The organism is Holdemania massiliensis (assembly GCF_022440805.1).
In the GTDB taxonomy this organism is placed as follows: domain Bacteria; phylum Bacillota_I; class Bacilli_A; order Erysipelotrichales; family Erysipelotrichaceae; genus Holdemania; species Holdemania massiliensis_A.
This window is the reverse complement of record NZ_JAKNTK010000001.1, coordinates 1,927,901-1,943,013: the sequence shown is the minus strand read 5'-3', so window position 1 is coordinate 1,943,013 and position 15,113 is coordinate 1,927,901. Positions and strand designations below refer to the sequence as shown.

Here is a 15,113-nt window from a genome sequence, read left to right as displayed (position 1 = left end):
GGCTTAAAACAAACAGGATTCAATCAGCTCTTTGCCCCGCAGCAGATCCAGCCATTGTGCCGGAATGCCTTCCATTCCATAAAGAATGCCAGCCAATCCTCCCGCAATGGCTCCGATAGTATCGGTATCCTCCCCCAGATTCACTGCCGTCAGCACTGTTTCGGCAAAGCTATGGCTCTGGGCCAAAGACCATAAAACCGCCTCCAGCGTATCTACAACATATCCGCTGGATCGAATGTCTGCCTCTTTCATTTGAAACAAGTGTCCTAAGCGCTCGAACGGTTCGTTCTCGGATAAGGACAAAATCACTGCTTCCAGACTTTCACCGGCAAGCAGGCGGCGGGCACATTGAATGTAAATCTGACAGGCACGCACGGATATCGCATGACCATGCGTTATCGCAGAGACTTTTTCGATCATCGCCGCATCCGCATTCGTAAAAGCCAGCGGCAGGATCCGCATCAGTGAGCCATTGCCGTTGGACTTAAAATCATCGAAGCCCTGGCCGCGGGACAACGCTTGCCCAGTTGTAAAGCCGCAGTCAAACACAATTCCGCCAATTGCATATTTTCCATGAAAGAGCCAATTTTCAAAGGCTTCTTGAATTCTTTCCGGATCGACACGGCCTTCGCACATCCGAATTGCATCACAGGTCGCCAACGTCATGCTTGTATCATCTGACCACGTACCTGGCGGCTGATGATGCGTTCCATAGCCGGTCACGGAACTGATATGGAAAGTATGCCGCGGCTGAAATTCTGCCGGTACGCCTAAGGCATCCCCGATCGCCAAACCAACAATCGCAGAGCGCAGCCGATCTTTTGTCTGATTGTCCATCCTGACCTCCTTAAAAAGATAAGAAATAACTCGGCTTTAAGAATGAAAAGCCAAAACTACTTCCATCTATTTTTCCTTTGGTTTATTGTTTAACTTAATTATACGTTATTTTGCGCCTATTAACAGATCCTATTTTTGATATTGCTATCCGATCAAATATCAGAAAAAACGGCATCCGTGGAGAGGCATGCCGTTTTATTGAAATAAAAGTTTATTTTAAATGGGACTGCATCCAGTCGGTGATTTCATTGAGTCTTCTCATCCGATGCAGCGGTTTGCCGGAACGGCTCAGTTCATGATTCTCACCCTTGAAATAGACTAGTTTGGATTCAATGCCCAGATCCACCAAGGCTGTATACATCTGCAGACCTTCCGCCATCGGACAGCGATAATCTTCATCCGAATGAATAAACAAGGTCGGCGTCGTGCAGGCACGGGCGTATTTGAGCGGTGAATGCTCCCACAGCTTCTCATTATCATCATAGATGTTGCCAGCCTGCTGATCCGGACCAAAGGTCATGCCGATATCGGAAACGCCGTAGAAGGAAATCCAGTTGGCGATGCTGCGCTGGGAAGCAGCCGCTGCAAAGCGGGAAGTATGGCCGATGATCCAGTTCGTCATAAATCCACCATAGCTGCCGCCGGTAACTCCGACACGCTGCTCATCGATCGCCGGATAGCGCTTGAGTACCTCATCGGTGAAGTCCATGATGTTCTGATAATCGCAGGTTCCGTATTTGCCGCGTAGATCTGCGAATTCATTATCCCGGCCATCCGAACCGATCGGATTGCAGAAGAAGACGAAATAGCCTTCATTGGCCCAGACCTGCATTTCATGATAGAACACTTCGCCGTAAACCGTTTTCGGGCCGCCGTGAATGTCCAGAATTGCCGGATATTTCTGAGCTGGATCATAATCCTTCGGCAGCAGCACCCAGCCGTTGATCGTCGTGCCCTCGGAAACCACGCTGACGCGCTGCGGCACAGCCACATACTTATCTTTTAACGCCGCTTCATTGAAATCTGAAATCTGCGTTGTTGTCTGAGTTTCAAGATCATATTCATAAATCTCCTGCAGCTTCTGACCGATCATGCCCGCAAACAGAATCTTGCCGTCTGCCAAAGCAAAATGATCGATCGAACCCGTCAGCTCAATCACTGGCTTAATGCAGCCGCATTCCCCCATCTTGTAGCAATGCGAGCTGTCTTCGCGTGTTGTTAAAAAATACAGAGCCTGATCATCTGCCGCAAAGCCGTTGCCGCCGCCATAACGGCAGTCAGAACCGACAGAGGATCCCATGCTGTACTCATATTCTGCCCACAGCGTGACTTCGCCGGTCGCCGGATTGAGCTTATACAAATACGGGTTTTCGTTGTTGCCATGGCGTGTTGTCGTCGCCGCTGCCAGAACAATCTGATCCTTGAAGAAACGCGCTTCATGGATTGAATATTCTTTCTTATCGTAAACGCATTTTGTTGTTTTGGTCTTCACGTCATACAGATAGACGGAGGCCTTGCGCTGCGGCCGGCTCGTATATTCCTCACCGGTATACAGAACCTGACCCGCCTTCACATCGACATCGCCGGTCATAAACAACGGCGCGGTGATCGGCGTGCAGGTATTGGCCTGAACGTCGACAACATACAGCGTATTTCTTAATTTATTGGTAAAGCCGCCGCCATTGGCCCAAAACGGAATCTCATCAAAGACTTCATAATCAACATTCTCTTTCTTAGTCTTCATAACCTGTTCACGCTGTTCGTCGCTCATCGCCGCAAAATCACCGATGGCTGCATCCGTACGCGCTTTAACCAGATAAAGATCCGCATCCAGCTTCCAGATTCCGCTCGCTTTTAACGGAACGGAAAAGGCTTTGACCGCTTCCCCGCCGTTTAATGGAATGCGATAATAGGCTGTGTAAGGTTCTCCGGCCTCCGCTTTCTTTGCATCCTGACTGTCACGGCTGGCCGCAAACAGGATTGTGTTTTCATCTTCAAAGATAAAGCTGCTTTCCTTATCCATCGCCGTCAGCTGCACAAAACCCTGCTCCTTACGGATCCAGATGTTGCTGGTGTAACCGTTGTTTTTCGGATCAGCCTGCCAGACTGTCAGAGCCGCCGCCGTTTTTTCCGGCGATACGGTCAGATTGGATAAAAAGCGGTAGTTGTAAAATTCATCTCGTTGAATCTTGTCCATTGTTTATTCCCCCTTATTCATGAACGTTTCAATTTCTTCGGTTGTGTGCGGCAGCTTTTCGCTGAGATTCACAGCCCCGGTTTCGCTTACCAGAATGTCGTCCTCAATGCGGATGCCGATACCTTCTGCTTCCAGATACAGCCCCGGCTCAACCGTAATCACCATGCCGGCCGCTAACGGCAGATTCGCAATATTGACATCGTGAGTATCGAGTCCCAGATGATGCGATACGCTGTGGAAGTAATAATCGCGCACAGTCATGCCCTGCTCCAATAAGCCGATCGCTGCCAGCTGTTCACTGTAAAAATCGACCAGCACCTGATTGAGCTGCCGCAGCGTGCGGCCTGGCCGAATCGCAGCGATCACCCGCCGCTGACCTTCCAGCACAATATCGTAAATCTGTTTCTGACGCTGCGTGAAGCGGCCGTTTGCAGGATAGGTTCGCGTGATATCAGCACAATAATGACCAATTGCCCCGCCCAGATCGCACAGAACCAGATCTCCGTCTTCGATCAGCTCGTTGTTGCAGCTGTAATGCAGGATCGTTGCATTCGCGCCGGAAGCACAAATCGTCGGAAACGCATGTTCGCGCACGCCCTGCTTCATTAATGCAAAATCGAAAACACCTTCCAGTTCTGTTTCATTGATGCCCGGGGCGCAATGCCGCATCATCACCTTCACTGCAGTGATTGTCGCTTCCTGTGCCTGACGCATCAAATTCAGTTCATCCTCATCCTTGATCATTCTTAACTGCGCTAAAGCCGCATGCAGATTGACCAGATCCACGCTTGGATAATGCTTCCGGATATGACCGGCAAACTGATGAGCGGCATCATCCGGCTCTTCCCAGCTTTCCTTGGCCAGATCCAGACCGACGCTCATCCGCCGATTGCCGCGGTTCAGCTTCATCTGACGATGAATGAAATCCAGCATCTCATCTTTAGGATAAACCGCATCGACATCCGCCTGCTGCTGAGCTTCCTCCGGCTTCATCCGGCCGCCGACCCAGCGGGCCTGCAGCGGATCAAACGGTTCGATAAACAGCACGGACTGCACGTGATCCCCGTTTTTAATCAGCGCCAAGGTCATCGCTTCACGATCCAGACCCGTCAGATAGTAGAAATTCCGGTTCACTGAAAACGGATACGCTTCATCCAAAGAGCGCACCGGAGCTTTTCCGGAAAAAAACAAAGCCAGCGAACCCTGCGGCATCGCTTCCATGACCCGGGTTCTGCGTGTTTTATAATCCATTACATTTCCTTTCTGCAACGTTCAATCGTTGCCGCAATCCGCGGCAAATCCGCGGCTTCAATGCCCCAATGCGTCACCAGCCGATAAACACCGTGATCCGCATCGTTAATCAAAATTCCCTGCTCTTTCAGCGCTTTGACAAACCGCGATGAATCCGCCAAATTCGTTAGCCTGAAAAAGATCATGTTGATATCCAGCTGATCCTGAGCAACCTCCACGCCTTCCAGTGCGTCAAGCTGCTGCGCTAAGGCTTTGGCATTGGCGTGATCCTCATCCAAACGCAGGCTCATCTCATTCATGGCAATCAATCCCGCCGCCGCCAGAAAACCGGCCTGCCGCAAGCCGCCGCCGATCCGTTTGCGGTTGCGCCGTGCACGGGCGATCATATCCCGACTTCCGCACAGCATTGAACCGACCGGCGCGCATAAGCCTTTCGACAGACAGAATGTGACTGAATCTGCACAGTCCGCCAGTGCTTTCACGTCAACGCCTAAGGCCACCGCGGCATTAAACAGCCGTGCGCCATCAAGATGGACGTTCAATCCGGCCGCTTTTGCCTCAGCATAATCCTGCTGCATAAGCGCAAGCGGCACAACTGTGCCGTTGGACAACGCATTTTCCAGACATACCAACGTGGTCGGCGGTTCGTGAATGTCATCCGGGCGTAGCGCCTTGCGAATGTCTTCTGGATAAATCCGATCATCGGCATTGTCAATCGTCCGTCCCATGCATTGACAGATCTGAGCGAGATGACCGACTTCATGCGTAATAATATGGCTGCGCGCCCCTAGGATCACTTCATCCCCACGCTGGGTCTGAGATTGAACGCCGAGCAGATTGCCCATCGTCCCGCTGGAAACAAACAGTGCCGCTTCTTTGCCCAACCGCTGTGCTGCCTGATGTTCCAACTCGTTGATCGTCGGATCATCGCCATACACATCGTCGCCGACGACCGCATTGGCGATCGCTTCGCGCATCTGCGGTGTCGGCTGGGTCACCGTATCGCTGCGCAAATCGAGTATTTTCATGATTTCAACTCCAATTCTGATCTTCATTATAGAAAAAAATGCCTGGCTTTTAAAGTCTTTTCCCGGGTTTCCTTGACTTCTTGATGATCTTTTTTCAATTTCATCATGAAACAATTTTCAAAAGAGAAATTTCTTTCTATTTCATTCCTTTTCCTGCAATCCACAAACTTTTTAAAATTCTTTCATTTTTCCGCCGAAGATTTTTCATTTTCTTTGGTATCCTAATTCATAGGAAGTGATAACATGCTGCTCAAATTCATTTTAATCTTGGTTTTAATCGGAATTCTGGCGTGCTTGGTACTGCAGCAGCGGGTGCTGCAGCGCTGCCGAGTTTCAGAAAAGATCCGCAGACAGATTCAGATTTTCGATTGTTTGGCCGTTTTTGTCCTTATCGCCCGATTTATGCCGCTACCCTTAGGCTCAACGGAGTTGGTTCAAATACTGGCGCTGGCCAGCCTGATTATGCTTGTGATCTCCACATTGATTCTGGTATTAGTCCAGCGCTGGTGCAGCGGAAAAAATACCTGGATATTTATTTGGCTGCTCTGCAGTGCCCTTTTAAGCGCGGGCGTGGGACTGATCGGCTGGCAGCAGGCCCATACCCTTGTCGTCCATGAAACACAGCTGACATTGACCTCACAGTTTAACCATGATGATCTGCATTTCACAGTGATCTCTGATCTGCATTTAGGCACCGCGATTCAAGGAAAGCAGATTGATTCACTGATCCAGATCTTAGAGGAAACCCCGGATCAGCCTGTGCTGATATTAGGGGATTTATTTGATGAATACACAACACCCTCCCAGCTGCAGCAGTTCATTGACAAAATCAACCAGTCCCAGCTTGAGACAATTTATATGATTGCCGGAAATCATGAATACCATCAGCGTTTTCATGAAGCTTATTTCCAACAGCTCCAAGCCAGCCGCATTCAGCTGCTGCGCGATCAGAGCATAAGCCTCGGCGAGCATCTCAAGCTGCTGCTGCGGCAGGATCGATCTCAGCCCCGCCGTTCTCTGGACGAACTGATCGGTAATTCAACAGCGGACTGGATTGTTTTAGATCATCAGCCGAAGCTGAAAGAGAAAAACCCGGCTGTGCTGCTGCAATTGTCAGGCCATACGCATGCTGGGCAGGTTGTCCCGTTTTCCCTGGCTGTCAGAATAGCCTATCCCTGTGTTGTTGGTCATTGTGATACTTCACCGCAGGCTTTCGTCACCAGCGGAACCGGTACATGGGGTCTGCCGTTTCGCTTGGGAACGGAAAGTGAAGTGCTGCGGGTTACACTGCATTTCAAACCGCAAAGTGAATGAAGCTGAACTCTTATTCTATTCAAAATTGGCTGCTGCGTTCTGATCAAAGAATGTCAGAAGCCTTTTTCTTTGATCATCTCAAAGCTTCGATTCCGCGCTCAAGTTCTGGATTTTTGCACTTTTCTTTAATCCAGCAATGTTAAAATTTCAGATAAATTCGACATTACAGCGAGGGGATGAAAAACTTGAAATGCTTCGGCGGAAGCCGGGCCTGATAATACCGCTGCAAACAAAGTCTGAGCATTCTGGGCCGTTAGCGCATCCACTAGGCTATCGCCAACATACAGTGTTTTTGACGGTGTACTTGCGAACTGTTCCATCATCATCAGCACCCCTTGCGGATCTGGCTTGGGGTTGACAACATCCTCAGCACCTACGATTCCATCAAAGAGCTTGGAAATCTGATTATGACTTAAAATTTGATTGATTCGATAATGATATTTTGTTGAGACAATCCCGATACAAATCTGTCGTGATCGTAATGAAACAAGTAAATTCTGTACCCCTGGATAAAGACTTGTATGCGCGACCATCACCTCATCTGCCTTTTCTTTAAAAAATTGGGCAAATGCTGCGGTTTTCAAGGGGTCATGACAGCCTGTTAAGCGCAGAAAAGTCTCTGGCAGAGATAAACCGATAGTGGAACAAACCACTTGCGGTTCTGCAGGAGGGTAAGCCAACTTATTTAAGGCATAATTGACGCTGATGACTATTCCTGAACTCGAATCTCCAAGTGTGTAATCAAAATCAAATAGAACCGTTTTGATGTTCTGCATGAATTCTTTACCAACTTTCCTTTATCCTGCAACAAGAAAAGCTGCGTTTGGATAATCCAACGCAGCAAATAATTCAATTTAAGCTTTGTTCGGGGTCAGCGCTTTGATGATCGAAGCGGCTGCCCGCTTGCCCGCGCCCAGCGCCAGGATAACTGTTGCCGCGCCGCTGACCGCGTCGCCGCCGGCATAGACGTTTTTCATCGTCGTTTCCTGTTGTTCATCCACGATCAGACAGCCCCGCGGATTTGTCTGCAAGCGCGGTTCACTGCGAACCAGCAGCGGATTGCTGGAGGTTCCTAACGCCATGATAACGCAATCGCAGACTAAATCAATCATTTCCCCCGTCGGTACCGGTGAACGGCGTCCGCGTTCATCCGGCTCGCCCAGTTCCATCTTTTCCAGTTTCACACCTTTCACAAAGCCTTTTTCATCCTTGTAAATTTCAACTGGATTATGCAGTGTCATGAAGGTGATGTCTTCATCCATCGCATGTTCGACTTCTTCTTTCCGGGCCGGCATCTCCGCCAGTGACCGGCGGTAAACCACGGTTACCTTTTTGCCTAAACGACGGGCACAGCGGGCCGCATCCATCGCAACATTGCCGCCGCCGACCACAATCGTATGATTGCTTTGATAATACGGCGTCAGATGATCCTCGCGATAGGCCTTCATCAAATTGACGCGCGTCAGCACTTCATTGGCACTGAATACCCCGGCTGCGGTTTCACCTGGAATGCCCATAAACTTTGGCAGACCGGCACCGCTGCCGATGAAGACGGCCTGGAAACCATCCTCTTCTAACTCCTGCATCGTCAAGGTCTTGCCGACGATCACATTGGTTTCAATCGTCACGCCCAACTGCTTCAGCTGGTCGAGCTGTTCGTCAACGATCCGCTTCGGCAGACGGAATTCCGGAATCCCATAACGCAGAACGCCGCCGGCTTCATGCAGCGCTTCATAAATCGTAACCGCAAAGCCTTCCTTGGCCAGATCCGCAGCGCATGCCAAACCCGCCGGACCGGAACCGACAACCGCCACTTTTATTCCATTGGCCTGCGGCTTTTCCGGTACGCTTGGGGTATGATGATCTGCGACATATCGTTCCAGCCGGCCAATCGCCACCGCTTCTCCGCGGATAGCCCGAACGCAGTTCTTTTCACATTGGTTTTCCTGCGGACAGACACGGCCGCAGATCGACGGGAAGCTGTTGGTCTTGGTAATCACACCGTAAGCTTCATCAATATTTCCTGTCTTTAACGCTTTGATAAAATCGGGAATCATGACCGAAACCGGGCAGCCCGTGGTACATGGATGATTGACGCAATGCAGACAACGCTCTGCTTCGTTCATCATCTGTTCCTCGGTATAACCTAGCGCAACTTCATCAAAATTTGTAATCCGCACCAAGCCCTCCTGCAGCGGCATTGGTGTTTTTTCATTCTGCATATTCGGCATCTTATTTCACCTCCTCAAGGTGACAGCGATGATCTTCCATATAGGTTCGATTGCGCTGCATCAGCTCGTCGAAATCAACCTGATGGCCATCAAAATCCGGGCCGTCAACACAGGCAAATTTTACTTTGCCGCCCACCGTGACCCGACATCCTCCGCACATTCCGGTTCCGTCAATCATAATCGGATTCAGACTGACTAATGTTTTAATGCCGGCGGCTTCGGTCACCTTGCAGACCATCTTCATCATGATGATCGGGCCAATCGCAATCACCAGATCATATTTCTTTCCCTGATCTAATTTTTCCTTTAACGCGTCGGTAACAAAACCTTGCTTTCCAGTGCTGCCGTCGTCGCTGATCAGCGTGAATTCATCGGCAATCGCGGCCATTTCCTCTTTCAGAATCACCAGCGATTCATTCTTAAAGCCAGCGATCAGATCCACATGCGCACCCTTGAGATGACAAGCTTTCGCACTGGGGTAAGCAATCGCGCAGCCGACACCGCCGCCGATGACGCAGATATTCTGCGCCCCTTCAAAATCTGTCGCCTGACCTAACGGACCAACCACATCACGGATCTGATCTCCCGTCTTTAGCGCACATAAACGCTTCGTTGATTCCCCGGCAGCCTGCAGGATGACCGTGATCGTGCCCGCTTCTGGATCGGAATCGGCAATCGTTAACGGGATCCTTTCTGCTTTTTCGTCCTGATGAAGAATCACAAACTGTCCTGGCTGAACCTTCTTAGCGATCCGTTCTGCTTTTAATTTCAGCAGCGTGATCTGTGGGTTCAGGACACGAGCTTCTAAAATATCAACCATATTCTCTCATCCTTTCTGCAATCCCTTTCATAATTTAAGTATATAGCGAAGTATCCCTGAATTCAACAAGTTCAATTAATTTCATTATTCACAATTATCATTTTAACGAAATTGTCTGACTTGAATTCATTTATCTTGACAAAAGAAAAAGAACCAAATGGTTCTTTCTAAAGCAATCGGACTCCGCCTTCCGGACGGATGGATAAAACATGACAGCTGCCGGCACCGAAGCAATCGTCCATCACCTGCTGATAGACATCCAAAAGATCCAGCGGCACAAACGCCTGAATCGTTCCTGCCAAGCCGCCGCCATGAACCCGCCAAGCCCCGCGGCCTTTCAGCACCTTTTCCGATAAGGCCAGCGCCAGCGCCAGGGATTGATGACGGATATCGCTCGGACTGGTTACATTCTGCAGATACATGAAGCTGGAATGACCGGATTCGATAACCAGTTCAAAGAATCGGCTGAGATCATGATCCTTCAAAGCCTGTACCTGCAACGGAACCCGCGCGTCTTCCTCAAAGAAATGAATTGCCCTGAGTAGGGCCCGATCATTTTGAAGCTGTGCACGAACCGCCTGAATATGCTGGTAAAAATCGGCCGGATCCACCTGCCGCAGCACCTCGCAGCCAAAATACGCCGCGACCTGCCGCATTTCCGCCGGCATTAGGCCGTATTCATCGGACAGATCTGCATGATCCTGCCGCGTATCGACCAGACACAGCGCGATCTGACTGTGGTTAAAATCAAAATCAACCTGCTCGACAAGAACGTTCTGCGGATCCTTGAAATCAATCGTCACAAAATTGCCGACCGAACACGCCATCTGATCGAGCAGACCGCTTGGCTTGCCGAAATAAACGTTCTCCGCATACTGACCGATCTTGGCAATCTCCTGGGCGGAAACCTGACCGTCATTATATAAATGTGACAAAATCGTTCCGATCAGCACTTCAAAGGCCGCAGATGAAGAAATGCCTGAGCCTTTCAGCACGGTGCTGTTGGACACCGCCTGGAAACCGCCGATTTTATAGCCGCGCTGGACAAATCCAGCCAACACACCGCGGATCAGGGCTTCCGATGTATTCTTTTCTTCCGGATGGACAAAAAGATCATCGAGCGAGACCGGTTTGATCGCAAAGCCTTCCGAATGAAAAACAACTTCCCCTTCCCGTCTGCCTGCGGCGGCAGCGGCATCCATATTGACGCTGGCGGCCAAAACCCGGCCGTGCTGGTGATCGGTATGATTGCCGCCGACCTCCGTGCGTCCCGGGGCAGAAAACAGCGCGCAGTCCTGATCGTTGAACGCTGCCTCATAGGCATCAATAAGCTGGGAGTACCGGTCAATCTGCTGCTCGATCTGAGTCTGGCCATACAGACTGCCGAGCCGCGAACGGTTCTGATTCAGCAAAGCTTTAAGTTCTGTCTTGTTCATGCCTGTTCCTCCTGATCAAATTCAAACGCTGTGCAATGCTCCATCGTTTCACCTGGATGCAGAATGCAGGAAATCTTGGATGGGTCATTGACGCTGTTGGGATAATACTGAGTTTCAAAGCAAACCGCGCAATGCGGCGTATACTGTGCCCCGCCGCGGCCGCAGTCACTGTTTAAGAAGTTCGCCGTGTAGACATGCATATCCGGCATATCCGTCAGCACCCGCATCGTCAGCCCGCCTTGGCGCAAACTGGCGACAGGCCGGAACCCGATGCCGTTGAGTACATAGTTATGATCGAGACCCCCGGCAATTTCCAGCTGACTGTGATGCTGCTTCAGCACCTCGGTAATGCATTGGGGTTCACGCAGATCAAAGACCGTGCCTTCGACCTCCATCGTTTCCGGACGCGTACAGCCGTTAGGATCAAGCAGTCCGATTTCATCGGCATCAACCTGAATCCAATGGTTTTTTAGCGATGGTGTTGAACCGCTGAGGGTGAAATAGGCGTGATTGGTCAGTGAGACCGGCGTAGCTGCCGTACTTTCGGCCCGCGTTGTGATCGACAGCCGACAGCCGGCTAACGAATAGGTCACCGTCACGGTCAATTCTCCAGGAAAGCCTTCCTCCCCCGCAGGCGAACACAAACTCAGCGTCAGTGTATCCGCGCGCTGTTCGATGACTGTCCACAGCTTTGCGTCAAAGCCTTCCTGACCGCCATGCAGCGTATTGCCCTTATCGTTGCGGTACAATGAATAAACCTGACCGTTCAGCGTAAACTGACCGTCCTTAATGCGGTTAGCCACCCGGCCGATCATCGCGCCCATGTATTTGACCGACTGCTGATAGCCGCTGACCTCATCAAATCCCAGAACAGCGTCAATCTGCGCGTCTTTCAGCCACAGTGAAACCAGAGTCGCGCCATAGTCGCTGACGCGCACTCTGAGTTGTTCATTTTCAATCTCCAGCCATTGAGCCGTGCGGCCATCCTGCAGTGTCCCGAAATATCCTTGTTTCATTGCTACAGCACCATCTTTTCAAAAGCGTTCTGAGCGGCTTTCTGCTCCGCCTTCTTTTTGGAGTTGCCCTTGCCCGTGCCCAGGATAATCCCTTCCAGCTTGACCTGGACTTCAAACTCCGGCTTGTTGGACGGTCCAGTAGTATTGATGACTTCATAGGTTACCGTTTTGCGGGAATCCGACTGAACATATTCCTGCAGCTTGGTTTTATAATCGACGATAATCGGTTCTTCCGGATGACTCAAATGCGGCATGATCACTTCCGTCAGAATGTTGTCAATCGGCGCCATTCCGCCGTCTTCATACAAGGCGCCCAGCATCGCTTCAAACATATCAGCGATGATCGAATCCCGCTCGCGGCCGCCGGTTTTTTCTTCTCCTACGCCCAGCTTTAAAAACGAATTGAGCTGCAGCTGCCGGGCATAGATCGCTAAAGCTTCCTCACAGACCAACTGCGCCCGAAACGTCGTCATGCGGCCTTCATCCAACGGCGGATCAAGCCGGAATAATTTATCCGATACCCACAGCTGCAGCACCGCGTCGCCCATAAATTCCAGACGTTCGTTATCGTGTTTCAGCTGCTTATGTTCATTGACATACGAGGAATGCACAAAAGCCTGCTCGATCAGACGGCTGTCTTTGCAATGAATTCCTCGTGCTTCAAGCCATTCGCATATTTTCATTTTTTTCTTCCTTTCTGATTCTCTTGTTTTATTATATCGTGATTAATCCATATAAGAAATAGCGGATTCATTTTCTTTCCGGATTTTAGTTAACAACGGCTGATACTCTGGATTCTCCGGGTTGTTTAAGATGTTGGCCGCGTCCTGCCGGGCGGTTTGAATGATTTTCGTATCCGCCACTAAATCGCCTAAAATTAGTCCTGGGACACCGCTTTGACGAGTTCCCAGAAGTTCACCCGGACCGCGCTGCTCAAGATCCTTCATCGCAATCTCAAATCCATCCGTCGTCTGTTCCATGATCTTCAAGCGTGCCAGACTTTCCGGATCTTTGCTGGAAGTCAAAAGAAAGCAATAGCCCTGCCGATTGCCCCGTCCGACTCGGCCGCGCAGCTGGTGGAGTTGGGAAAGTCCGAACCGATGGGCATCGTAAATCACCATGCAGCAGGCGTTGACAACGTTGACGCCGACCTCGATGACCGTGGTTGAAACGAGAATTTGTGTCTTGTTGGCCTCAAAGTCATGCATCGCCTGTTCCTTTTCTTCACTGCTCATCCGTCCGTGCATCAATCCGAGCTTAGCCTTGCCGGCAAATGCCTTGCTTAGGCTTTCAAAGATATCGAGAACATTGCGGCCATCGAAATTTTCATTTTCTTCGATCGCGCTGCACACGATGTAGATCTGACCGCCCTGTGCTAACTGCTCCAACAGCTGCGGCATGATCGGGCTGAGCGTATTTTTCTCGATCAGCTGCGTCTGGATCGGCTTGCGTCCCGGCGGCATTGTCATGATCGTTGAAATGTCCATGTCCCCATACAGAGTCGCGGCCAGCGTCCGCGGAATAGGCGTCGCGCTCATCAACAGGAAATCGACCTTTTCGCCTTTTTCTTTTAACGCCTTGCGCTGCTGCACGCCGAAGCGGTGCTGTTCATCCGCAACGACCAATCCCAGCTTGGCAAACTCGACTTCCTTCTGAAATAATGCATGCGTTCCGGCAACCAAATGCAGCGTCCCGTCCTTCATCGCCTGCAGCACTTCTTTCTTTTTCGCCGCCGGCAGCGATGAACAGAGTACGTCAATTTTGATCGGCAGTCCGGCAAACAGCTTTTTCAAGGAAACGGCATGCTGACGAGCGAGAATTTCGGTCGGTGCCATGATTGCCCCCTGATGACCGCTGAGCACACAGGCATACAGAGCCAGGGAAGCCACCAACGTTTTGCCGCATCCCACATCGCCCTGAATCAAGCGGTACATGATTTTGTCACTGCCCATATCGGCCAAGATATCCCGCACAGCCTTAAACTGATCCGGCGTCATCGCAAAGGAGAGATGATTGGCCAGCGCGTAGACCTGTTCCGCATCAAACTGCTTCGCCTTCTTCGTTACCGTTTCCGTCTGCTGGCGATGAATCATCTCCAGCACGAGATGGAATTTCAGAAATTCCTCATATTTCAGCGTCCGCGTCGCCTGATAGACTTCCTCCATGGAGCGGGGAAAATGCAGACAGCGCAGCGCGGTTTTCTTGGGCAGCAGGCGATATTGCTTCTGCAGCGAGGGCGGGACTAATTCTTCAATATGGGATTGGGCGGTAATGAATGTTTTCTTGATGATTTCCTGCATCATTTTCTGGGTCATGCCCTCTTTCAGCGGATAAACCGGCGTGACGCCCAACTGTTCCTGAAGCGGCTGACTGTTATACGTTGTCGCGGTGATCTTGCCCGCGCCTTGATAATAGCCGATCACCGTGATCCGCTGGCCGACGGACAAATTGCTTGCCCAAGGGCGGTTAAAGATTGTAATTTCAAAACAATCGTCGTCATTTTCCAGCTGGAATTTCGTCATGGTTTTGCCGCCGCGGATCCGCATTGACCGCGCCGGACGGACGATCTGCCCTTCCAGAATCACTTCGCTTTTTACCTGCCATTGTTCGTAAGGAATGACCTCACGGCACTGATAACGCAGTGGGACGCACATTAAAATTGCATCGCTGTCCGTCAGACCCATTTTTTCTAACAGCTCCGTTCGCTTCGGAGTCATTTTTAATTGTTTCAGCGTCAGCGCCATCCGTTCTTCCTCCCTTCAAACAGGAATATTTTTATTATACCTTATTTTTCAAGTCAGCGCCAAGCGAACTTGAAAAAGCTTGTTTCCTATGAAAGGTAAAAAGCCAATTCTGCTTCCAATAAGTTCATATTGACGGAATGCTCGCGTTTCTGCTGCTTATCTTCTGTTTTTTTTTGAATCACTTGCAGCCGTTCGCCATATCAAACAAAAAAAGGAATCGTTCCACACGCTGTTTTAAC

12 protein-coding genes are annotated in these 15,113 nt (G+C 50.4%); 1 reads left to right on the top strand and 11 read right to left on the bottom strand.

What is annotated here, in order from left to right:
- Positions 1-3: 3 nt before the first annotated feature.
- The 4 genes from MCG46_RS08850 to ltaE form a co-directional block, all read right to left on the bottom strand.
- Positions 4-837: an ADP-ribosylglycohydrolase family protein gene (locus tag MCG46_RS08850; protein ID WP_240279472.1), complete on the bottom strand. Its 834-nt coding sequence runs from the start codon at positions 835-837 to the stop codon at positions 4-6.
- A gap of 211 nt (positions 838-1,048) precedes the next feature.
- Positions 1,049-3,034 carry an alpha/beta hydrolase family protein gene (locus MCG46_RS08845; protein ID WP_240279470.1) on the bottom strand — a complete coding sequence of 662 codons (1,986 nt, stop codon included), beginning with the start codon at positions 3,032-3,034 and terminating at the stop codon, positions 1,049-1,051.
- 3 nt (positions 3,035-3,037) lie between these two features.
- A complete protein-coding gene (locus MCG46_RS08840) occupies positions 3,038-4,285 on the bottom strand; it encodes an aminopeptidase P N-terminal domain-containing protein (RefSeq protein ID WP_240279468.1) in 1,248 nt (415 codons plus the stop codon).
- Positions 4,285-5,313 (bottom strand): low-specificity L-threonine aldolase, encoded by a 1,029-nt coding sequence (gene ltaE, locus MCG46_RS08835; RefSeq protein ID WP_240279466.1) that lies wholly within the window; start codon positions 5,311-5,313, stop codon positions 4,285-4,287. Before ltaE ends, MCG46_RS08840 begins: the two co-directional genes overlap by 1 nt.
- 243 nt (positions 5,314-5,556) lie before the next feature.
- Between ltaE and MCG46_RS08830 the strand changes: the two genes are divergently transcribed.
- Entirely contained in the window at positions 5,557-6,627 is a 1,071-nt protein-coding gene (locus MCG46_RS08830; protein ID WP_240279464.1) for a metallophosphoesterase, read from the top strand.
- A 125-nt stretch (positions 6,628-6,752) separates the two neighbouring features.
- On the opposite strand, the gene MCG46_RS08825 is transcribed toward MCG46_RS08830, so the two are convergent.
- From MCG46_RS08825 to recG, 7 genes are all read right to left on the bottom strand, one after another.
- Positions 6,753-7,403 (bottom strand): HAD family hydrolase, encoded by a 651-nt coding sequence (locus MCG46_RS08825; protein ID WP_240279462.1) that lies wholly within the window; start codon positions 7,401-7,403, stop codon positions 6,753-6,755.
- Positions 7,404-7,481: 78 nt separating this feature from the next.
- A complete protein-coding gene (gene gltA / locus MCG46_RS08820; RefSeq protein ID WP_240279459.1) occupies positions 7,482-8,858 on the bottom strand; it encodes an NADPH-dependent glutamate synthase in 1,377 nt (458 codons plus the stop codon).
- 1 nt (position 8,859) lies between these two features.
- On the bottom strand, positions 8,860-9,678 hold the full coding sequence (locus MCG46_RS08815; protein ID WP_240279456.1) for a sulfide/dihydroorotate dehydrogenase-like FAD/NAD-binding protein: 819 nt from the start codon (positions 9,676-9,678) through the stop codon (positions 8,860-8,862).
- A gap of 167 nt (positions 9,679-9,845) precedes the next feature.
- Entirely contained in the window at positions 9,846-11,114 is a 1,269-nt protein-coding gene (locus MCG46_RS08810; protein WP_240279454.1) for a galactokinase, read from the bottom strand.
- The gene (locus tag MCG46_RS08805) at positions 11,111-12,130 is read right to left on the bottom strand and encodes an aldose epimerase family protein (RefSeq protein ID WP_240279452.1); all 1,020 of its coding nucleotides are present in this window, start codon (positions 12,128-12,130) and stop codon (positions 11,111-11,113) included. Before MCG46_RS08805 ends, MCG46_RS08810 begins: the two co-directional genes overlap by 4 nt.
- Before the next feature lie 2 nt (positions 12,131-12,132).
- Complete coding sequence (gene rnc, locus MCG46_RS08800) at positions 12,133-12,813, bottom strand: ribonuclease III (RefSeq protein WP_020223392.1); 681 nt, start codon at positions 12,811-12,813, stop codon at positions 12,133-12,135.
- 42 nt (positions 12,814-12,855) lie between these two features.
- Positions 12,856-14,874 (bottom strand): ATP-dependent DNA helicase RecG, encoded by a 2,019-nt coding sequence (gene recG / locus MCG46_RS08795; RefSeq protein ID WP_240279450.1) that lies wholly within the window; start codon positions 14,872-14,874, stop codon positions 12,856-12,858.
- Positions 14,875-15,113 lie beyond the last annotated feature (239 nt).